The organism is Phyllobacterium sp. 01N428, from assembly GCF_056399405.1.
This window is the reverse complement of record NZ_JBFTRH010000001.1, coordinates 78767-98925: the sequence shown is the minus strand read 5'-3', so window position 1 is coordinate 98925 and position 20159 is coordinate 78767. Positions and strand designations below refer to the sequence as shown.

Sequence of the window (20159 nt, the reverse complement as noted above, 5' to 3'; positions counted from 1 at the left end):
TGGACCTCGCTTAACTGTTTGCCGGATTTTTAATGGCCCAGTTCCATGGGCGAATGTCGACCGAGGCGAAAAGGCCCGCCTTGGCGTAAGGATCGTTGGCCGCAATATCCTTTGCGGCGGCAAGATCGCCTGCCTCGATTACAACGAGGCTGCCATTCGGCTTGGCGTCATCGCCGAGGAAGGGACCAGCAAATTTCAGCCGGTCGCCAAGGCCCGCCAGATAGTCGAGATGCGCGGCGCGCGTATCGAGTCGCACCTGCAGGTGATCGGGCTTGTCGTTGCAAAGCAGTGCGTAAAGCATTCATGTCTCCCAATTCTCATCAGGCCAGCAGCCTAGTCTTCCTAGTCTTCGGTCTTCAACGGCCGGGAAAGCAGCGCTTCCATGGCTTCGTCTATGGTGATGTGACGATCGAGTATCCGCGCCACGGCGGCGATGATCGGCGCTTCGATACCGTGTTTCATTGCAAGTTCAGCTGCGATGGCGGCTGTGGCGACGCCTTCCGCCAGGGGTCTCGCAGACAGGTCTTCGCCGCGTCCGAGCGCAAGCCCGTAGGAATAGTTGCGCGATTGCGGGGTCGAGCAGGTCAGCATGAGATCGCCGAGACCGGACAAGCCCATGATCGTCTCCGGCCTGGCGCCGAGTGCCTGGCCGATCCGGCGCAGTTCGACGAATCCACGGGTGACGAGAGCCGCCTGCGCGCTTGCCCCATAGCCGCGGCCCACCGCCGCCCCTGCAGCAATGGCGAGGACATTCTTGAGCGCGCCACCGATCTCCACCCCTATCAGGTCATCGGTCGAATAGCAGCGGAAAGTCGGGCCAGAGAGCGTCGAGGCAATACGATCTGCGATGGCCTGGTCGGCTCCGGCGACGGTCACCGCCGTCGGCAGCCCCTTCGCGACATCGCTGGCAAAGCTTGGGCCGGACAGCGCGGCGATCGTTTGGCCGGGCAGAGCTCTTGCAACGACTTCCGACATGAGGAGGCCGCTCGTCCGCTCGATGCCCTTGGCGCAGATCACAAACGGTACGCCGGACGGGATGCTGTCCTTGAATTCATCAATGGCGGCAGACAGGGCCTGTGCCGGAACAACACACAGAATGAAGTCGCTGTTTGCCAGAACCGAAGCGGCATCGGGGCTCGCTCTCAGTGCCGGATGAAGGCTGATCCCCGGAAGGTAGCGATCGTTGCGATGGTCGATATTGATCGCGTCGACTGTCGCCGCATCTCGAGCATAGAGCCGGACATTCATGCCATTGCCGGCTGCCATCGTGGCAAGGGCCGTCCCCCAGGCCCCGCCACCCAAGACCGCGATATTGACGCTCGAAGTCATGCCTTGGCGCCTCGGCGCCCCGCACCGATCAACGGCGCAGACCGCAGATCGAGTGGCCAGCGCGACCGCGGTGCGATGTCGAGCGGGTCGGCGGCATTCTGTTTCGCCCGCTCGGCTCCGGCCCAGGCGATCATCGCGGCGTTATCGGTGCAAAGCGCCATCGGCGGCGCGATAAAGCGAAAGCCATGCTCGGCGCAAAGCCGCTGCAGGCCATTGCGGATGATCTTGTTGGCGGCAACGCCGCCGGCAACGACAAGGGCGGGCGCTGCAACATCCGGAAAGCGGCGGCGGAACAGGGCAAGCGAGCGCGCAACGCGATCATCGAGCGTGTCCGCTACTGCACTCTGGAAGGCGGCGCAAATGTCGTTGACGTCCGTCTGTGACAACGGCTGAAGCGATGTGGCGAGTTGGCGTACGGCGGTCTTGAGCCCCGAAAACGAGAAATCGAGCCGTTCCTCACCCTTGAGCGGGCGCGGCAGGAGGAAGCGCGCAGAATCGCCAAGGCGGGCCGCCTTTTCCACCTCCGGTCCGCCTGGGTAGGCAAGCCCGAGGAGTTTGGCCGTCTTGTCGAAGGCTTCGCCAAGCGCGTCATCGATGGTCGTGCCGAGCCGCTCATAGTCTCCGAGGCCCTTCACCAGCACCATTTGCGTGTGTCCGCCGGAGACGAGCAGCAGCAGGTAGGGAAAGTCGATCTGGTCAGTGAGCCGGGGGGTTAACGCATGACCTTCCAGATGGTTGATCGCATAAAACGGCTTGCGGCCGGCCATGGCGATGGCTTTGCCGGTCATCAAGCCAACGATCAGTCCGCCGATCAGGCCGGGCCCTGCGGTTGCGGCGACGGCATCGATATCATCGAGCGACATCTGCGCCTCATGCAGCGCCTGGCCGATCAAACGGTCGAGGACTTCGACATGGGCGCGCGCAGCGATCTCTGGCACAACGCCGCCATAGGGTGCGTGGTCGTCAATTTGGCTGAGAACGACATTCGACAGGATGCGGCCGCGGCCGTACGCGTCGCGCTCGACGATGGCGGCGGCCGTTTCGTCACAACTTGTCTCAATTCCCAGAACACGCATAGATAAACCTGATATCCTTCGCCGCATTGCCGGTCGAATAAAACTTCGCTAGGCAGACGTTTCTATTCAAGATCGCGTAACACGGACAGCAGCCAATGCAAACAAAAACGCTCAAGATCGGTACACGTGGGAGCGCGCTTGCGCTCGCACAAGCCCGTGAGACGCGCAGCAGGCTGATGCAGCACCACGGAATGCGTGAAGACGACATCGAGATCGTCGTCATTTCGACCTCCGGTGACCGGATTCAGGATCGTCCGCTGGCCGAAGTCGGCGGCAAAGGCCTCTTTACCCTTGAGATCGAAGAGCAGCTTGCCGACGGCCGGATCGATCTTGCTGTCCACTCTTCGAAAGACATGCCGACCTTCCTGCCGGAAGGGCTGCATCTGTCGATTTTCCTCGAGCGTGAAGACCCGCGCGACGCGTTTATCGGGCGTTCGGTGAAGACCCTACTCGAATTGCCGCAGGGCGCGGTCGTCGGCTCCGCATCGCTGCGCCGCCAGGCCCTCATCCGGCGCGTGCGTCCGGACCTTAAGGTCATCAATTTCCGCGGCAATGTGGAAACCCGCTTGCGCAAGCTTGCGGATGGCGAGGTGGATGCGACATTCCTTGCCTATGCGGGCTTGCGGCGGCTCGGATTGGGCGAAGTCGTGACCGAACTTATGGATGTGAGAACCTTTCCGCCAGCGCCCGGCCAGGGCGCGATCACGGTGGAAAGCCGTATCGGCGACGAACGCGTGGATAGCCTGCTCGCGCCGTTGGATCACCTACCGACATCGACAGCACTCGCGTGCGAGCGGGCGTTCCTCGGAGCGCTTGACGGTTCCTGCCGCACGCCGATCGCCGGCCTCGCCACGGTTTCTGGAGACAAGCTCTCCTTCCACGGCATGATCCTTTTGCCCGACGGCAGCGAGGCGCACGAGGTGTCTGGCGAGGGTGCACTGGCTGATGCCGCCGAGATTGGCCGAGACGCGGCCCAGCGCGTGCGTGCGCGGGCTGGCGCGCACTTCTTCACGGATTGGCTTTGATGAAGACGGTTCTGGTCACGCGGCCCCAGCCCGGAGCGACCAGAACCTCCGAGCGCCTGCTGTGCAGCGGGTTCCTGCCGCTCGTATTGCCGCTCACAAAAATCGTTCCTCTCGACGCGTCGAGGCCAAAAGCCAAGTTTTGTGCCGTCGCCGTGACGAGCGCCAGCGCATTGCGTGAAGCCTCCGACGAACTGTTGCGCCCGCTCCTCAAAGTGCCGTGTTTCGTTGTCGGCGAAGCGACAGCCGCCGCCGCGCGAGCGCGGGGTTTTGAAACGGTGACGACGGGCGACGGCGACGGAGCGACGCTCGCTCAAATCGTGATCGAGGAACTGCCATCCGGCGGATGCCTCCTCTACCTGACCGGTAAGGTCCGCTCGCCTGATTTCGAACAGAGCCTCCGCAAATCCGCAATCCATTTCCGCTGTAGTCTCACCTACGATACGGTTTCAGTCAGTTATACAACTGAATTTTTGCACGATTTTTTCGCACAGAAGCGTATCGATTCCTGTCTGATCTATTCGCGTTGGGGCGCCGAACTATTTGCATCTTTGGCAAGTCGGCCAGAGCTGGTTCAAAACTTTGATAACACAGCAATATTCTGTTTATCGCAACGAATTGCCGACGTGCTGACGGATTGGAAGCAGGGGCGGGTTTACGCCGCATCGAAGCCGGATGAAGGCGCTTTGTTGCAACTCATGCGCGAAGCTTAAGCGGGAGACACCTTCAATTCGCCAATATTGGCCGTTTCGCAGCAGGAACTTCCTTGCTAGCGTGGCGTTCACCCGCTTTTGATCACGAAAGAGACAGCTCATGGCAAAATCGTCCGTTCCACGTCATTCGAAATCCGCCCGCAAGCCGGTGACGATCGATTTGGAGCCGTCGGCCGTCAGCAAACCCGAAGCAAAGGCCAAGGAAACACCTGCCGCGGAGCCCGTAGGTTTCGATCCAGCAGCTATTGGATCGCAAACTGCCCCGATCCTAGAGGCGGGGGAAGATGCGGGCGAGAAGCCCGAGCAAACCTCGACGGGAAGTTCAGCGCAGCCAGAGCAATCGTTTGGTCGCCCGGGCGCTGCGAGGCCCGCTACCCAAACACCGGCCGCGCCGGCGCCAAATTCCGGCGATCAGTTCGGCCGAATTGCTGCAGGCGTCATTGGCGGTTTGGTAGCCCTGGTGGGTGTTTCCGCCTTGCAGTGGGCGGGACTGATGCCGTCGCCGAAAGCCGACCTTTCAAATCTCGAACAACAGATTGCCGCCTTGCAAAGAACACCGCCATCACCCGACCTCGGCGATGGTGCTGAACTGGCGCTCAATGGCGCGGTGGAAAATTCCAAGAATGCCGTGGAACAGGTATCGGCGCTTGCCCATGAGATGAGCCTGATCAAGCAGAGTGTGGACGAGGTCAAGAAAAGCGTGGGTGCCGCCGGTTCGGCCGATACGAGTGCCATTGACGCGCGCATCGCGGCGCTTGAGACCAAACTCAATGCGAGCCAGCAGCAGGTCGAGCAGGCATCAGCTGCAACCGACAGGTTGGCGGCGCTCGAAGCCAAGGTCAATGATACGTCAGGCCAGGCCAATATGGCGTTGGCGATGGCCGCCACCGGACTGAAAGCTGCGCTCGATCGCGGCGCGCCCTTTACCGCCGAGCTTGATACCTATGCGGCCGTGGCACCGCCAACAGAAAACATCGAAAGCCTGCGCGCCTTTGCTGCCAAGGGAATACCGACCGTCGGAACGCTTGCGACGGAGTTCGGCGACGTTGCGGCAAAGATTGTCGCGACCACGCGGACCGTCGATCCGAATGCCAGCATTCTCGACAAACTCTGGGCGAGCGCCGGAGGTCTGGTCGAAGCGCGGCCGGTTGGCATGGTTGCCGGCGACAGCGTTGATGCGATTACGGCGCGTATCGAAGCCAACCTTGGCTCTGCAAATCTTGGCGGGGCCATAGCCGAATGGGAAAAGCTGCCCGATAGCGCCAAGTCAGTTTCGGCCGATTTCGCGGAGGCCATGAAGGCCCGGCAAAAGGCCGACGAGGCGCTTGCGAAGGCTCTGTCCGAGGCGCTTGCCGGGGCAAAGGCCCCCGCGGCTTCAAACTAGGAGTTCACGACGATCATGGCGCGTCTTCTTACATTCATCGTTGTCGTTCTGCTTCTCGGTATCGGATTTGCGTGGCTTGCCGACCGGCCCGGCGATCTGTTGGTCACTTTCGGCGGCATGCAATATAAGGTAACGCTGATGGTCGCCGCGTCGGCCATTGTTGCAGTCGTGGCCGCTGTGATGCTGGCCTGGTGGGCGATCAAGAGCCTCGTCGCATCACCCTATGCCTTGCGCCGGCATTTCCGTGCGCGAAAGCGTGATCGCGGCTATCAATCGCTGTCGACGGGGCTGATCGCGGCGGGTGCCGGCGATGGACCGACAGCATTGCGGATGGTCAAACAGGCGGAGAAGCTGCTTAACGTCGACCAGGAACCGTTGATCAAGCTGCTTGATGCCCAGGCGGCAATGCTCGAAGGGCGCGCCGACGATGCGCGGGCAAAGTTCGAGGCGATGCTGGATGATCCCGAAACGAAGCTGCTTGGCCTGCGCGGTCTCTATCTGGAAGCGCAGCGGCTCGGGGCGCGCGATGCCTCGCGCCATTATGCCGAGGAGGCTGCGCAACTCGCGCCCAATGTCGAATGGGCAACGTCGGCGGCACTCGGCCAGAAGACAACCCACGGCGACTGGGACGGAGCGCTGGCGCTGCTCGAGAAGCAGAAGGCAGGCAAGCAGATCGACAAGGATCAGGTGAAGCGCGAGCGGGCGGCGCTGCTGACCGCCAAGGCCATAGACCTCTTCGAGGCAGATCCGATCAGCGCACGGCCGATCGCACTCGAGGCGAACAAACTTGCGCCGGATTTGATCCCGGCAGCGATTATCGCGGCCAAAGTGCTGTTCCAGCAGAACGAACTTCGCAAGGGATCCAAGATCCTCGAATATGTCTGGAAGAAACAGCCGCACCCGGACGTCGCCGAGACGTTCGTCCACGCCCGGCTTGGCGATTCGGCCATTGATCGATTGAAACGTGCACGCCACCTTGCGGCGCTCTATCCGCACCATCCGGAATCCAACCTCGCCATTGCCAATGCAGCCCTTGCGGCCGGCGAACTCAGGGAAGCGCGCGAAGCTGCCGAGGCCGTTTTGCGCAGTGCGACGCGCGAGAGTGCCTACCTGCTGCTCGCCGATATCGAGGAAGCGCAAACCGGCGACCAGGGCCGCGTGCGGCAGTGGCTTTCGCGCGCGGTCAAGGCGCCCCGCGATCCCGCATGGACGGCCGACGGCTATGTATCCGACCAATGGGCGCCCGCGTCGCCTGTCACCGGCAAGCTCAATGCCTTCGAATGGAAGGTTCCAGTAGAACAACTCGGGCCTGTGATCGATTACCAGCGCGAATTCGACGAAGCGATGGCCGAAACTCCGGCGGCATCCGCGCCACCTCGCGAAGATGTGAAGCCGCTGATACCTCCAAGGATCGAAGACCGCGGCAAGCCCGCCGCAAAGGTTTCGCGCGACGATGCGGAGGTCATCGATGCGGAGATCGTCCAACTCCAGCCAGCGGCAAAGCCTGAGGAAGATACAGCTTCGAAGACGCAACCTGCGGAAAAAACAGCGAAAATACCGCCGACCCCGGACGAACCGCAGCAAGATGCTGAACTCGTCATCCCGGTTCCTGACGATCCGGGCGTGCGTCCGGAATATCAGGAAGAGCGCGCAAACAAGAAGTTCCGGCTGTTCTAGTTGCGGGTTTGCAGTCGTGCTCGCCTTTTGCGGCAACATGTACAGTGGCAGGACCATGCCTGCCACGCTATCTGTTGACTGATCTGCCCTCCCACAAGATACCGAAAGAATCTATATGCTTGATCGCCTCGTGACATTCTTCAAGGCCCTGCCGTCCGGCGAAGGCGACAAGGATCATTTTTCCAAGAACGATCCGCGGCTGGCAGCTGCGGCGCTTCTGTTCCACGTCATGGACGCCGATGGTGAACGGCGCAAATCCGAGCGCAAGCGCGTGTCGCAGCTAATATCGGAAGCCTATGGCCTGAAAGGCGAGGCCTTGAAGCGTCTTCTCGACGATGGTGAACAGGCCGACCAGGAAGCCGTCGATCTTTACAGCTTCACCAGCATCATCAAGCGCAATCTTGACGAAGAGGCGCGCATTCGTTTCATTGAACTCATGTGGGACGTGGTCTATGCCGACGGCACCGCGCACGAACTGGAGAACAACGTGGTCTGGCGCGTGGCGGAGTTGATCGGTGTATCGACGCGTGATCGCGTGACCATGAAGCAAAAAGCTGCCGAACGCGCCAAGCAGCCGGTTGTCGAGGAATAGGATCGGAGCGAATGTTCCAGACGGACTGGATGGAAAACAGGCAGCCGCAGCGGCCGAAGATCCTTACGGTACTGCATCAGGAACGTTCAAGCCCAGGCCGCGTCGGCCATCTTTTGATAGAATCGGGATTCGCACTCGATATCCGCAGGCCGCCGCTCGGCGATCCGCTTCCGGAAACGCTGGAAGACCATGCCGGCGCCGTCATTTTCGGCGGCCCGATGAGCGCCAACGATCCCGATGATTTCGTCCGCACCGAAACCGATTGGCTGGCCGTCCCGCTCGCCGAAGACAAGCCTTTCTTGGGCATTTGCCTCGGTGCGCAGATGCTCGCCAATCACCTTGGCGGCAGGGTTGGGCCGCACCCGCAAGGGCTCGTTGAAATTGGCTGGTATCCGCTGCAGGCAACCGGAGCAGGCAGCGCCCTGATGGACTGGCCCTCGATGGTCTATCATTTCCATCGCGAGGGTTTCGAACTGCCGCAGAGCGCCACGCTGCTTGCGACGGGCGAGAGCTATCCCAATCAGGCCTTCCGCTATGGCAACAATGCCTGGGGCGTCCAGTTCCATGCGGAGCTGACCCGCGCGATGATGCAGCGGTGGGTCGTTCGCGGGTCCGAGCGTTTTGCACTCTGCGGCGCCCAGCATGGAAGGATGCATCTCGAGGGCCGCATGATCCACGATGCCGTGCTCAAGGTCTGGCTGCACGGCTTCCTGGCGACGATCTTTGGCGTTCCGGCCCCGTCCAACAAGCTGTCGAGGCGAGAAGCCCTCTAGGTTCTGCCCTGAAGATTGCGCGCCTTGCGCAATTGCGGAAACCAGTAGGCCCAAAGACCGGCAACCGCGACGGTGCCGATGCCACCGAAGACGACGGCAGGTATGGTGCCGATCAGCGATGCCATGATGCCGGCGCGGAACTCACCGAGTTCGTTGGAAGCCCCGACGAAGACCATGTTGACCGCATTCACCCGGCCACGGACATGGTCTGGTGTCCACAATTGCAGCAGCGTTTCGCGGATATATACGCTCACCATATCGGCGGCGCCCATCAGGGCGAGAACGACGATCGACAGCCAGGCGATGTTCGAAACGCCGAACATGATCGTCAGCAGGCCGAACAGCGCGACGAAAGCGAACATGATTATCCCGGCGTGATCGCGGATCGGGTGCCCGGTGAGCCACACGGCGGTCAAAATAGCACCGATCCCTGGCGCTGCGCGCAGCATGCCGAGACCCCAAGGCCCAAGCTGCAGGATGTCGCGGGCATAAACCGGCAATAGGGCGACCGCGCCGCCTAGCAGAACGGCGAAGAGATCGAGCGAGATTGCGCCGAGGACAACCTTCTCCTTCCAGATATAGTGAAAGCCGGCAAGAAGCGTCTGCAATGAGCGAGATTCGGAGAGCGTATGCTGGGCTGGCTTGGGAATAGCGAATGTGCAGGCGGCGGCGGCCGCAAGCATGGCGCTCGCTATGCCATAGGCGACGATCGGCGAAATGCCGTATAGCAGGCCACCGACCACCGGACCGACAATCGCGGCAATCTGCCATGCGGACGAGTTCCAAGAGACGGCGTTGGAGAAAACCTCGGTCGGGACGAGGTTGACGACAAGCGACGCCGACGCCGGTCCAAGGAAGGCGCGGCCAATGCCAAAGCCCGCGAGAATGACGAAAACCAGTGCCGGCGAAAACATGTGAGCGATGGTGAGAAGGAGCAGCAGCACGGCGCAGACGAGTTCGACGCAGAGCGAAAGCCCCATGATAAGTCGGCGCCCGAAGCGATCGGCCGCTGCACCCGTGATCAGCACCAGGAGCAGGGATGGGGCAAATTGCACAAGGCCGACAATGCCGAGATAGAAGGGATCGCGCGTCAGGTCGTAGATCTGCCAACCGACCGACACGCTGATGATCTGGATGGCGAAAGAGCCGCAAAAGCGGGCTAGCCAATAGAGCGTGAAGGACGAATGGCGAAAGGCGGCGTAGCGGTCATGCGCCGCTGTCGTTTCTGGCGAGGACATTTTGCTTGAAAGGCTCCGGAATCTGGAGGCCCTTTTAAACCAGTTCGAGCCGAAATGGGATAAGCAATTGCGAAATAATCCAAGGAGGGCCGGCGCGCCGCCCTGCTTGTGATCGTTGAAGATCAATCCTTCCCGAGCAAGGCTTTCCAGATGATTGCGCCGAGCGCGGCGCCAATCAGGGGCGCAACCCAGAACAGCCACAACTGGCTGAGCGCTGCCGTCTCGGCAAACAGGGCGACACCGGTGGAACGTGCCGGGTTAACCGACGTATTGGTGACCGGGATCGACACAAGGTGGATCAGTGTCAGGCCGAGCCCGATGGGGACAGGCGCGAATCCGGCCGGTACCGCAGCCGATGTAGCGCCGAGTATGATAATGAGAAAGAAAGCGGTCATGACGATCTCGATCACCAGCGCCGAAGTGAGCCCGTATTTGCCGGGCGAAAGATCGCCATAGCCGTTCGACGCGAAGCCCCCAGCGGCAAAACCGGCCTTGCCGGAGGCAATGAGATAAAGCACTGCGGCAGCGCCGATTGCGCCCGCCAGTTGGGCGACCCAATAGAAAATGACGTCCTTGAAGTCGAACCGGCCGACAATGGCAAGTCCAAGTGACACGGCGGGATTAAAGTGTCCGCCGGAGATACTGCCGACGGCAAAGGCCATGGTAAGAACCGTAAGACCAAAGGCGAATGCAACGCCGAGCAAACCAATGCCGAGATCTGGAAATGCTGCCGCAATAACAGCGCTGCCGCAGCCACCGAGTACAAGCCAAAACGTTCCGAAGAATTCGGCAGATAGTTTATTCAGCATGGAAACCCCCTTAAATAAAAATCTAAACAAAATAGATCGAATCATATGAGCAAAATTAATCATAGTTTTAATTCAAAAATATTCCCACACAAGTAGGCTCTCCAAGGATGGGGTATTTGTAATCATTAAAGTACTAAATCGATACTACGTTAGTATAATGATTAATCATCGCAAAGCGCCATGACCACGACGGCCTCTTGCCCCTAGCCGGGTCAATCGCTACATGTCGGCGTGACTGTTAGGAGAAACGAATGCTCGCCCTTATCCGCACCATCGATCTTGCCCTCGATATCTACACCTGGATCATTATTGCCAGCGCCATTTTCTCGTGGCTTTACGCCTTCAACGTCATCAATTCGAGCAACCGGTTCGTTGCATCTGTCGGCGATTTCCTGTTCCGCGTCACCGAACCGGCGCTGCGCCCAATCCGCCGCTTCCTGCCTGATCTCGGAGGCATCGACATATCGCCGATCGTGCTCCTGCTGATCATCTTCTTCATCCGCCAGCTGTTGTGGACGACAATCGCGCCGCTGCTGGTTTGATCGACCGGCAGAGCTGCTTCCGTGAGGTGACGGACGGCGTCATCGTATTTGTACGTTTGACGCCTAAATCCGCGAAGGATGCGGTCGAAGGGGTGGAGCTTGCAGCGGATCGGCACGCTCACTTGAAGGTGCGCGTCAGGGCAGTCCCCGAGGATGGCAAGGCGAATGCGGCGCTGGAAAAGCTTCTGGCAAGGGAGCTTGGCGTTGCCACGCGTGAGGTAGCGATCGTAGCGGGAGCGACGTCCCGGCTCAAACAGGTAAAAATCCTGGGCGACCCGCACGCATTGGCTCCGAAGCTCGAAGCACTGGGATCGCCCAAGGCATAGTTTTACGAGGCGGTCTTGGCCTTGTGGCGCTCCATGGCCTCGGTGATGAGCTGGCGGGCGGCATCTTCATCGCCCCAGTCACCAATCTTCACCCATTTGCCCGGCTCGAGATCCTTGTAGTGCTCGAAGAAGTGCTGGATCTGTTTGAGGGTGATATCCGGCAAGTCCGTGTAGTTGTGGACCTTCTCGTAGCGAAGGGTAAGGTGCGGCGACGGAACGGCGATGATCTTCTCGTCCTGGCCCTTATTGTCCTCCATGACGAGGACACCGATCGGGCGGACATTGATGATGCTGGTCGGCATAAGCGCGCGCGTGTTGCAGATCAGAACGTCGATCGGGTCGCCGTCGTCCGACAATGTGTGCGGTACGAAGCCGTAATTGCCCGGATAAGTCATCGGCGTGTGCAGGAAGCGATCGACAAACAGCGCGCCGGAATCCTTGTCGAGTTCGTACTTGATCGGCTGACCGCCGACCGGAACTTCGATGATCACGTTGACGTCTTCGGGGGGATTGTTGCCGACAGGAATGGCATCGATGCGCATATTTTCAAAGTCCTTGTTGGTTTGGGAGTGCTGTACTGACTTTTAGGAGCCGGCGCAACAAGAGCGTCGCCTGAGCCGCGGCGAGCGCATGAGAGGCAGGCCTTGCAGCCGGTAAAGAAGTGTATCGACTTCAGTCTGAAGGGCTGGCATTGCGGAAGCCGTCAATTCCACACGAAGGCGAGTTTCTTCAGGGTCTTGCCTTCGAAACATTCAACGCCTTCCGCGACATCGCGGCCGCCGGCGCCCTCGTAGAATGAGGTGGCAAGGCCATTGTCTTCGAGCGCCCAGACGACCAATCCCTTCATCCCTTGGTCGACCAGGCTGCGCTTTGCCGCGCCGAGAAGGCGTGTGCCTAGGCCAAAGCCCTGATATTCCGGCCTGATATAGAGCTCGTAGACCTCGCCCTTCTGCGGCAATTGTCGCGCGCGATTTGGACCGAGGGTCGCATAACCGGTCACCACGCCACCAATGTCCGCGACAAGTATTTGCGTCGAGCGCTGGATGGCGCGCGCCCACCAAGCCGATCCTCGGCGCTGCAGCATGGTATTGAGCGCGCGATGCGGAATGATGCCGGTATAGGCACCTCTCCAGGCGGCAACATGAATGTCCGAAATCGCCTCGGCGTCGGCCAGTTCAGCCCGTCTTATCTCGATCACATGGGTGTTCATGGTTTCTTAACCATAGACCCGAGGGCCGACCTTGGGCAACTGGGATCGCGACCGAAATTTGGCTGAGTTCACGAAAAAGAAAGGGCGACCAAATGGCCGCCCCTGCAATTGGATATTTGGTCCGGCTGGCTTATGCCGCGCCGGCGGTCTTGCTCTTTTCGAAGCGCTTGCGCTCGTTGGAATCGAGGTAGAGCTTGCGCAGGCGGATTGACTTCGGCGTCACTTCGACGAGTTCGTCGTCCTGGATCCATGACAGGGCGCGTTCCAGTGTCATGCGGATTGGCGGCGTCAGCTTGACGGCCTCGTCCTTGCCGGCGGCGCGGATGTTGGTGAGCTTCTTGCCCTTCAGCACGTTGACTTCGAGATCGTTGTCACGCGAGTGAATGCCGATAATCATGCCTGCATAGACTTTGACACCAGCGTCGATGATCATCGGGCCGCGATCTTCGAGGTTCCACATGGCAAAGGCCACCGACTCGCCCTGATCGTTCGAGATCAGAACGCCGTTGTTGCGGCCGGCGATTTCTCCCTTGTAGGGTTCATAGGCGCGGAACAGGCGGTTCATGATGGCGGTGCCACGCGTGTCGGTCAGAAGCTCCGACTGATAGCCGATGAGGCCACGCGTCGGCGCATGGAAGACAAGGCGTACGCGATTGCCGCCGGAGGGGCGCAGCTCGACCATCTCGGCCTTGCGCTCCGACATCTTCTGCACGACCGTGCCAGAATATTCTTCGTCGACGTCGATGAGAACTTCCTCGATCGGCTCGAGCATGTTGCCATTTTCGTCTTTCTGCATGACGACGCGCGGACGCGACACGCCAAGCTCGAAGCCTTCGCGGCGCATGTTCTCGATCAGGACCGCCAGCTGCAATTCGCCGCGGCCGGATACGTAGAACGAATCCTTGTCGCTCGATTCCTCGATGCGCAGCGCAACATTGCCCTCGGCCTCCTTGAACAGGCGATCGCGAATGACGCGGCTCGTGACCTTGTCGCCTTCGGTGCCGGCAAGCGGCGAGTCGTTGACGATGAATGACATGGTGACGGTCGGCGGATCGATCGGCTGCGCCTGCAGGGGTTCGGTAACTTCCGGCGAACAGAAGGTATCAGCCACGGTGCCCTTCTGCAGTCCGGCGATCGCAACGATGTCGCCTGCCTGGGCTTCTTCGATCGGCTGGCGTTCAAGACCGCGGAAAGCCAGGATCTTGGAAATGCGGCCGGTTTCGAGCTGCGCCCCGTCGCCATGGAGAACCTTGGCCTGCTGGTTCGACTTGACGGTACCGGAGTGAATGCGGCCGGTGATGATGCGGCCGAGGAACGGATCGGCCTCGAGGATCGTACCGATCATGCGGAACGGGCCTTCGCCGACGGTCGGCTCCGGCACGTGCTCAAGCACGAGGTCGAACAGCGGGGCAAGGCCCTGGTCCTGCGGGCCTTCCGGGTTCTTCGCCATCCAGCCGCTGCGGCCGGAACCGTAGAGGATTGGGAAGTCGAGCTGTTCGTCGGTCGCGTCGAGGGCCGCAAAGAGATCGAAGACTTCGTTGACGACTTCTTCGTGGCGCGCGTCGGGGCGGTCGATCTTGTTGATCGCGACGATGGGACGGAGCCCAACCTTCAGCGCCTTGCCGACGACGAATTTCGTCTGCGGCATCGGGCCTTCGGCAGCGTCAACGAGAACGATCGCGCCGTCGACCATGCTGAGAATGCGTTCGACCTCGCCGCCGAAATCGGCGTGTCCGGGCGTGTCGACGATGTTGATGCGCGTGTCCTTCCAGACGACCGACGTGGCCTTGGCGAGAATGGTGATCCCGCGTTCCTTTTCGATGTCGTTGGAATCCATCATGCGCTCGGCGACGCGCTGGTTGTCGCGGAAATTGCCGGACTGTTTCAGGAGTTCGTCAACGAGCGTGGTTTTGCCATGGTCAACGTGTGCGATGATCGCGATGTTGCGCAGTTTCATTGGGTTCTCTTTGGAAAATTAGGGACGCCACATATGATGCGCCGCTTTACATTTGCGCGCTCCATACATGTTTTTTCGCAAGTGCGAAAGGGGTCAAAGCATTTGGGGCCTGCATTGCAGCCATGCAGATGCGCTTCTGCGCGGGGGTCGTGGGCGGCGGCTGAGAGGCGTCCGCCGCGCACAGTTTCAAAGCAATGTTCCCGACAGTATCATCAGGGCGATGCTGAAGTAGATGATGAGGCCGGTGACATCGACCAGCGTTGCCACGAAGGGCGCGGAGGCGCTCGCCGGGTCGAAACCGATCTTCTGCAGGATGAACGGCAGCATGGAACCGGCCAGAGATCCGAAGGTGACAATGCCGACAAGGGCCGTGCCGACCGTTGCCGCGACGAGATGCCAATGGACGCCATAATCGTAGAGGCCGAGCATCTGCCACGTCGAGATGCGAATGACGCCGATCAGGCCAAGGAAAGTGCCGAGCACGATGCCGGTCGGGAGTTCCCGTAGCGCGACCCGCCACCAGTCCTTCAGCCGCAACTCCTGCAGGGCAAGGGCGCGGATCAAGAGAGAGGTCGCCTGCGAGCCTGAATTACCGCCCGAACTCATGATGAGCGGGATGAACAGGGTCAGCACAACGGCCTTCTCGAGTTCGCCCTCGAAGTGTTGCATGGCACTCGCCGTCAGCATTTCGCTGAGGAATAGGACGCCGAGCCAGCCCGCGCGCTTGCGGATCATCTGGAGAAAGCCGATCTGCATATAAGGCTTGTTCAAAGCCTCCATGCCGCCGAACTTCAGCGTATCCTCGGTCATCTCCTGGGTCATGGCGTCGATCACATCATCGACGGTCACGATGCCGATGATCTGGTTGCCGTCATTGACTACGGGAACGGCGAGGAGGTCGTGCTTGCGGAACAGGCGGGCGACATCCTCCTGATCGGTGAGCGGTCCCACGGTGACCGGCGCCACATCGCGACCCACGGTCATGATCAAGGCTTCCGGCTCGCTGGCGATCAGGCGGCGAAGTGCCACTGCGCGTAGCAGGCTGCGGTTCTCAGGATCGATCACATAGATGGCGTAGACCGTCTCGCGGGACCGTTCAACCTCGCGAATGTGTTGTAGCGTGCGCGCAACGCTCCAGTTCGCGGGGACGCTGACGAATTCGGTCGTCATCAGGCTGCCGGCTGTATGGGGCGGATAGCGCAGCAGTTTGGCGAGGGCCTGCTGGGTTTCGTGGCCGAGGTCTGGAAACAGCCGGTCCCGCGCCTCGGCATCGAGTTCGTGGAAGATATCGGTGACGCGGTCTGCCGACATGGCGTCGAGCAGTTCGCATGCGATGACGTCGGGAAGCGCCTCGATGATGGCGCCTGCCGAATGCAATTCCGGCTGGTCAAGAATAAGCACCGCATGGTCGCGCGGCATTTCGGCAATGATGCCGACGGTATCATTCAGTTCGAGCTCGTTGAGAAGCTCGACGGCATCGGCAGCCTGCATGGTTGCCAGCTGTTCGGCAATGGTTGCGGCTGGTGCCGAACCGGCATCAACCACTCCTTGGGTGAAGCGAAGGTCGTTCATTTTGCTCGCCTTTCTGTCGATCCGCCGTCACGGGGACCGAGGCGAGCTGATCTCTCAACAGGCCACGATCGCCGATGACGGCGCAAACAATCGACTTCGACTGTCGTCGTTGGGCATTAGAGATAAACTCCGGTTGAAAGATACGTTGGGCGCAAACGAGCGACCCAGCGCGCTGTCATTTGGTCTTGTCCAGGATTAATGTCAAGCCCCGGCGGAAAGCGGCAGGGAACACATCTTCGTGCGCCGCTTCAGGCTCTTATTCGCTCATTGCGTGGGTCGTAAAGTGGCTCGATGTGGACTTTTGCGGCGAACGGTTCGTTGGCGACAATGAGCTCGTACTTGCCTTCGGCGAGGAATGTGTCGTCGACACCTTCTGCATTGCGGATATAGCCGTAACCGATGGGGCTGTCGACGGTATAGCCAAAGCCGCCGCTGGTGAGATAGCCCACCGGCTCGCCATTGCGCAGGATCGTTTCGCGTCCAAGCAGAACGACGTCCCTGTCGACGACCGTGATCCCCACCAGACGTTTCCTGAGCGGGCTGTTTCGCGTGGCCTCCGCTGCTTGTCTGCCGAGAAAATCGGTGTTGCTCTTGAGCTTGACCGCCCAACCAAGGCCGGCTTCAAAGGGAGAGTCATTCGGGGTGATGTCGCTGCCCCAGGCGCGATAGCCTTTTTCGAGACGCAGCGATTCGAGCGCGCGGTAACCTACCGGCCTGATGGCGAAAGGCTCGCCCGCCTGCATGAGCGCATCGAACACCGCGCCGGTCGCGGCGATTGGAACGTGCAATTCCCAGCCGAGTTCGCCCACATAGGTGACCCGTAGCGCCCGGACCGTGGTGCCGGCGATGTCTGTCTCGCGCACGTGGCCGAACGGGAAGGCGGGATTGCCAACGTCGCTTGTCGTCACCCTGGCCAGCACGTTGCGCGCGTCCGGCCCCATCAACGAGAGCGTTCCGAAGCTCTCCGTAATGTCCTCAAGCGTCGCATCGAGATCGCTGCCGATATGATCCCGGATCCAGGCAAAATCATGCGTCCGGAAGCCGGTGCCGGTGACGATGTAGAACCTGTCGTCCGCGAGCCGGGCCACAGTCAGGTCGCACTCGATGCCGCCGCGCGTGTTGAGCATCTGCGTATAGGTAAGTCGGCCGACTGGCTTCGAGATGTCGTTGGCGCAGATGTAGTCGAGCGCCTTGCCGGCATCCTTGCCGCTAAGCTCGTACTTGGCAAACGACGACTGATCGAAGATGCCGACTTTCTCGCGCACGTGCCGGTGCTCATCGCCGACGGCCTTGAACCAGTTCTGCCGGCCCATGGAATAGATGTCCTCGGCCGGAGTCCCTTCAGGTGCGAACCAGTTCGGCCGCTCCCATCCAAGCTTCGAGCCGAACACGGCACGATGCTGCTTGAGGCGATCATAGAGCGGCGAGACGATGGCCGGTCTGCCTGAGGTGTATTCTTCATAGGGAAAGCCGATGGTGTAATGCTTGCCATAGGCTTCGAGCGTACGGTCGAGCACCCACTGGCGATCGCGGTGCAGATTGGAAAAGCGGCGGATATCGACGGCCCAAAGATCAAGCGGCGATTCTCCGTCGACGACCCATTGCGCCAGTACCCAGCCGGCGCCGCCGCCCGAGGCGATGCCGAAGGCGTTGAAGCCGGCGCCGACGAACATGTTGGCGCATTCGGGTGCGATGCCGAGAATGAAATTGCCGTCGGGGGTGAAGCTTTCCGGCCCGTTGATCATCTGCTTCACGCCAACGTTTGCCATGGCGGGTATTCGATCGATGGCCTGGACCATGTGTTGTTCGAAATGGTCGAAATCATCGTCGAACAGGCGGAACTGCCAGTCATTGGGCACGTCCGCCGTCGTCCAGGCCTGCGGATTCGGTTCATAGCCGCCCATCACCAGCCCGCCGACCTCTTCCTTGAAATAGGTACGGCGGTCGGGATCGCGGATCGTCGGTGCCTCGGCCGACAGGCCCTCGATCCTGTCGGTGATGATGTACTGGTGCTTGACCGGCTGCAGCGGCACATTGATGCCGGCCATTTCGCCTACCTGCCGCGCCCATTGGCCCGCACAGTTGACGACCTTCTCACAGGCGATGTCGCCCTTGTCGGTCTTCACCTTGACGATGCGGCCGTCGTCCATCTCAAATCCGGTGACCCGGACATTCTCGATGAGCTTGGCGCCGTGCATGCGCGCGCCGCGCGCCAGCGATTGGGTGATGTCCGAAGGGCTCGCCTGACCATCCGTTGGCAACCAGCTCGCGCCGATGAGATCGCCCACCTCCATGAGCGGGAACATGGATTTAACGTCCTGCGGGGAAAGCAGATGCATGTCCATGCCGAAGCTGCGCGCAGTGGTCGCCAGCCGGCGAAACTCGGTCCAGCGATCTTCATTGGTGGCGAGGCGCAGGCACCCGGTCATCTTCCAGCCGGTGGCGAGACCGGTTTCAGCGTCGAGCCTTTTGTACAAGTCGACGGAATATTTAAGAACCCGCGTGATCGAGGCCGACGAGCGCAACTGGCCGACAAGTCCCGCCGCATGCCAGGTCGAGCCGGACGTCAGCTGGCCCATTTCGAGGAGAACCACATCGGCCTTGTGGTCCCTGGCGAGATGGTAAGCTGTCGAGCAGCCGATAATGCCGCCGCCGATGACGACGATCTGCGCATGGGTTGGCAGGCTCATGATGTGGTCTTTCCGTATAACGTTCTGTAGTGGTCCAGCGCCTCGTCCAGCCGCTGTAAATTCTCGGTCGTATAGGCGACGTAATCGACGCCTGGCGCCTTCAGATGCAGTTCCGAGACCATGCTCCACATCGCCTCGCGCAGCAGCGAAGCGCATTGCATGGCGGCGTGCGCGCGGGTCAGTACGGTATCGGGCCTCGCCCGGAAATAGGCATCGAGCAATGCCTCGGACTCCTCTGCATCGAACCCTGCGTTTGAGGCCAGTCCCGCAAGGTCAAACATCGCCGTCGAGAACCCGGCATATTCGAAATCGATGAGCCACAGCCTTTCCCCGTCATCGAGGATATTGGCAGGGAGAAGATCATTGTGGCTGAAGATGATCGGCAGGGGCTTTTGCGCCGCCTCCATTTCGTCGGAGATCGCCAGATAGACGGGAAGTTGATGCGCCAAGCGGCTTTTGCCGGCTTCCAGCGTTCGGGCATAGTCGCGAATGACATGGAAAACCCAGAACATGAATCCGGGTCCGCGAATATGTTCAGGCATGCGCATATGGAACTGTCGGACCATGTCGGCAATTCGCGGAATATTGGCGCGCACATCGCGAGCGTCATAGGTTCGAGCACCAAGGAATGCCGTCACCATGACGCCGTCACCGGCGTGAAAGACTTCCGGCGCAAATCCGGCAAGGTGCGCAGCACGCGCGGTCATCACCTCGCGCTGGCGGAACACGTGGTGAAACGGATAGTCCGTGCCGAAGCGCACCACATATTTGCGGCTCGCATCCTCTACCACGTAGCTTTCATTGCTGATGCCGCCCTTCAAAAGGGCAATCCTTATCTCGCCTTGCCAGATGGGAAGCGCCGCGATGCGCTGCGCTACGGGCTCACCAGAGTGCACGTCAGGCGCGGGAGCCATTGGCGACGCCTACCGTGTATGGCCCGGCAGGAACGCGCCGGTCGGCGAGCAGAAAAAAAGTGCGCGGTCAGACTGACTCACCACGAGGAAGGCAACCTGTCCCCTGAAGGTTGTGGACTCTCCGGTAACAGGCAATCCGTCTATGGCAAAGACTTTCACTCAGGATCCTCGCGGTATCTTGGGTACCTGCAAGGATGGCCCTCCTCATGGTGAGCCAGTCTAACCGCGCACTACCACCAACCCCATTAACGTGATCGTCTGCCAAGTTCGCGCATCTGTCAACATATTTATGTGGCATAATGTGGCTTTATCGCCTGATACTGGTAAAATATGTG

General features: G+C 60.5%; 19 protein-coding genes. 8 read left to right on the top strand and 11 right to left on the bottom strand.

What is annotated here, in order from left to right; genetic code table 11:
• Window positions 1–10: 10 nt before the first annotated feature.
• Genes AC1DNI_RS00485 through tsaD form a run of 3 tightly spaced genes read right to left on the bottom strand, consistent with a single transcriptional unit; the run spans window position 11 to window position 2405 of the window.
• Window positions 11–301, bottom strand: coding sequence for a YciI-like protein (locus AC1DNI_RS00485; RefSeq protein WP_027231026.1), 291 nt, complete (start codon window positions 299–301; stop codon window positions 11–13).
• A 41-nt stretch (window positions 302–342) separates the two neighbouring features.
• Window positions 343–1329: an NAD(P)H-dependent glycerol-3-phosphate dehydrogenase gene (locus tag AC1DNI_RS00480; RefSeq protein WP_477690438.1), complete on the bottom strand. Its 987-nt coding sequence runs from the start codon at window positions 1327–1329 to the stop codon at window positions 343–345.
• Window positions 1326–2405 (bottom strand): tRNA (adenosine(37)-N6)-threonylcarbamoyltransferase complex transferase subunit TsaD, encoded by a 1080-nt coding sequence (gene tsaD, locus AC1DNI_RS00475; protein WP_477690437.1) that lies wholly within the window; start codon window positions 2403–2405, stop codon window positions 1326–1328. Before tsaD ends, AC1DNI_RS00480 begins: the two co-directional genes overlap by 4 nt.
• A gap of 95 nt (window positions 2406–2500) precedes the next feature.
• On the opposite strand from tsaD, the gene hemC reads away from it, so the two are divergent.
• The 6 genes from hemC (at window position 2501) to AC1DNI_RS00445 (ending at window position 8566) form a co-directional block, all read left to right on the top strand.
• The gene (hemC, locus tag AC1DNI_RS00470) at window positions 2501–3430 is read left to right on the top strand and encodes a hydroxymethylbilane synthase (RefSeq protein ID WP_477690436.1); all 930 of its coding nucleotides are present in this window, start codon (window positions 2501–2503) and stop codon (window positions 3428–3430) included.
• Between the two features lie 86 nt (window positions 3431–3516).
• Window positions 3517–4140 carry a uroporphyrinogen-III synthase gene (locus AC1DNI_RS00465; protein WP_477691443.1) on the top strand — a complete coding sequence of 208 codons (624 nt, stop codon included), beginning with the start codon at window positions 3517–3519 and terminating at the stop codon, window positions 4138–4140.
• A gap of 100 nt (window positions 4141–4240) precedes the next feature.
• Window positions 4241–5524, top strand: a complete 1284-nt coding sequence (locus tag AC1DNI_RS00460) for a COG4223 family protein (protein ID WP_477690435.1) — start codon at window positions 4241–4243, stop codon at window positions 5522–5524.
• A 15-nt stretch (window positions 5525–5539) separates the two neighbouring features.
• Window positions 5540–7201: a heme biosynthesis HemY N-terminal domain-containing protein gene (locus AC1DNI_RS00455; protein WP_477690434.1), complete on the top strand. Its 1662-nt coding sequence runs from the start codon at window positions 5540–5542 to the stop codon at window positions 7199–7201.
• Between the two features lie 115 nt (window positions 7202–7316).
• Window positions 7317–7793, top strand: a complete 477-nt coding sequence (locus AC1DNI_RS00450; RefSeq protein ID WP_477690433.1) for a tellurite resistance TerB family protein — start codon at window positions 7317–7319, stop codon at window positions 7791–7793.
• Between the two features lie 11 nt (window positions 7794–7804).
• Window positions 7805–8566 carry a glutamine amidotransferase gene (locus AC1DNI_RS00445; protein WP_477690432.1) on the top strand — a complete coding sequence of 254 codons (762 nt, stop codon included), beginning with the start codon at window positions 7805–7807 and terminating at the stop codon, window positions 8564–8566.
• Here AC1DNI_RS00445 and AC1DNI_RS00440 read toward each other — a convergent pair.
• Together AC1DNI_RS00440 and aqpZ are read right to left on the bottom strand one after the other, a co-directional pair.
• Entirely contained in the window at window positions 8563–9804 is a 1242-nt protein-coding gene (locus AC1DNI_RS00440; RefSeq protein WP_027231034.1) for an MFS transporter, read from the bottom strand. The two genes, AC1DNI_RS00445 and AC1DNI_RS00440, sit on opposite strands and share 4 nt — an antisense overlap.
• Window positions 9805–9926: 122 nt before the next feature.
• Window positions 9927–10613, bottom strand: coding sequence for an aquaporin Z (gene aqpZ, locus AC1DNI_RS00435; RefSeq protein WP_477690431.1), 687 nt, complete (start codon window positions 10611–10613; stop codon window positions 9927–9929).
• Window positions 10614–10864: 251 nt separating this feature from the next.
• Here aqpZ and AC1DNI_RS00430 point away from each other — a divergent pair, with 251 nt between their 5' ends.
• A complete protein-coding gene (locus tag AC1DNI_RS00430; RefSeq protein WP_027231036.1) occupies window positions 10865–11155 on the top strand; it encodes a YggT family protein in 291 nt (96 codons plus the stop codon).
• Window positions 11152–11481, top strand: a complete 330-nt coding sequence (locus AC1DNI_RS00425; protein WP_477691442.1) for a DUF167 family protein — start codon at window positions 11152–11154, stop codon at window positions 11479–11481. Before AC1DNI_RS00430 ends, AC1DNI_RS00425 begins: the two co-directional genes overlap by 4 nt.
• A 2-nt stretch (window positions 11482–11483) precedes the next feature.
• Here the strand turns inward: AC1DNI_RS00425 and ppa are convergent, their stop codons facing one another.
• From ppa to AC1DNI_RS00395, 6 genes are all read right to left on the bottom strand, one after another.
• Window positions 11484–12023 carry an inorganic diphosphatase gene (gene ppa / locus AC1DNI_RS00420; protein ID WP_027231038.1) on the bottom strand — a complete coding sequence of 180 codons (540 nt, stop codon included), beginning with the start codon at window positions 12021–12023 and terminating at the stop codon, window positions 11484–11486.
• 161 nt (window positions 12024–12184) lie between these two features.
• Window positions 12185–12691: an N-acetyltransferase family protein gene (locus AC1DNI_RS00415; RefSeq protein ID WP_477690430.1), complete on the bottom strand. Its 507-nt coding sequence runs from the start codon at window positions 12689–12691 to the stop codon at window positions 12185–12187.
• Between the two features lie 130 nt (window positions 12692–12821).
• Window positions 12822–14648 (bottom strand): translational GTPase TypA, encoded by a 1827-nt coding sequence (typA, locus tag AC1DNI_RS00410; RefSeq protein WP_477690429.1) that lies wholly within the window; start codon window positions 14646–14648, stop codon window positions 12822–12824.
• Window positions 14649–14834: 186 nt separating this feature from the next.
• A complete protein-coding gene (gene mgtE / locus AC1DNI_RS00405) occupies window positions 14835–16220 on the bottom strand; it encodes a magnesium transporter (protein ID WP_477690428.1) in 1386 nt (461 codons plus the stop codon).
• Between the two features lie 248 nt (window positions 16221–16468).
• On the bottom strand, window positions 16469–18910 hold the full coding sequence (locus AC1DNI_RS00400) for a GcvT family protein (protein WP_477690427.1): 2442 nt from the start codon (window positions 18908–18910) through the stop codon (window positions 16469–16471).
• A complete protein-coding gene (locus AC1DNI_RS00395) occupies window positions 18907–19824 on the bottom strand; it encodes a phosphotransferase (RefSeq protein ID WP_477690426.1) in 918 nt (305 codons plus the stop codon). Before AC1DNI_RS00395 ends, AC1DNI_RS00400 begins: the two co-directional genes overlap by 4 nt.
• Window positions 19825–20159 lie beyond the last annotated feature (335 nt).

Coding starts and splice junctions, on each gene's coding strand:
- AC1DNI_RS00440 (WP_027231034.1), bottom strand. CDS start 9,804: ATGTCCTCGCCAGAAACGACAGCGGCGCATGACCGCTACGCCGCCTTT.
- AC1DNI_RS00445 (WP_477690432.1), top strand. CDS start 7,805: ATGTTCCAGACGGACTGGATGGAAAACAGGCAGCCGCAGCGGCCGAAG.
- tsaD (WP_477690437.1), bottom strand. CDS start 2,405: ATGCGTGTTCTGGGAATTGAGACAAGTTGTGACGAAACGGCCGCCGCC.
- ppa (WP_027231038.1), bottom strand. CDS start 12,023: ATGCGCATCGATGCCATTCCTGTCGGCAACAATCCCCCCGAAGACGTC.
- AC1DNI_RS00485 (WP_027231026.1), bottom strand. CDS start 301: ATGCTTTACGCACTGCTTTGCAACGACAAGCCCGATCACCTGCAGGTG.
- hemC (WP_477690436.1), top strand. CDS start 2,501: ATGCAAACAAAAACGCTCAAGATCGGTACACGTGGGAGCGCGCTTGCG.
- aqpZ (WP_477690431.1), bottom strand. CDS start 10,613: ATGCTGAATAAACTATCTGCCGAATTCTTCGGAACGTTTTGGCTTGTA.
- AC1DNI_RS00415 (WP_477690430.1), bottom strand. CDS start 12,691: ATGAACACCCATGTGATCGAGATAAGACGGGCTGAACTGGCCGACGCC.
- AC1DNI_RS00450 (WP_477690433.1), top strand. CDS start 7,317: ATGCTTGATCGCCTCGTGACATTCTTCAAGGCCCTGCCGTCCGGCGAA.
- mgtE (WP_477690428.1), bottom strand. CDS start 16,220: ATGAACGACCTTCGCTTCACCCAAGGAGTGGTTGATGCCGGTTCGGCA.
- AC1DNI_RS00455 (WP_477690434.1), top strand. CDS start 5,540: ATGGCGCGTCTTCTTACATTCATCGTTGTCGTTCTGCTTCTCGGTATC.
- AC1DNI_RS00395 (WP_477690426.1), bottom strand. CDS start 19,824: ATGGCTCCCGCGCCTGACGTGCACTCTGGTGAGCCCGTAGCGCAGCGC.
- AC1DNI_RS00460 (WP_477690435.1), top strand. CDS start 4,241: ATGGCAAAATCGTCCGTTCCACGTCATTCGAAATCCGCCCGCAAGCCG.
- typA (WP_477690429.1), bottom strand. CDS start 14,648: ATGAAACTGCGCAACATCGCGATCATCGCACACGTTGACCATGGCAAA.
- AC1DNI_RS00400 (WP_477690427.1), bottom strand. CDS start 18,910: ATGAGCCTGCCAACCCATGCGCAGATCGTCGTCATCGGCGGCGGCATT.
- AC1DNI_RS00430 (WP_027231036.1), top strand. CDS start 10,865: ATGCTCGCCCTTATCCGCACCATCGATCTTGCCCTCGATATCTACACC.
- AC1DNI_RS00480 (WP_477690438.1), bottom strand. CDS start 1,329: ATGACTTCGAGCGTCAATATCGCGGTCTTGGGTGGCGGGGCCTGGGGG.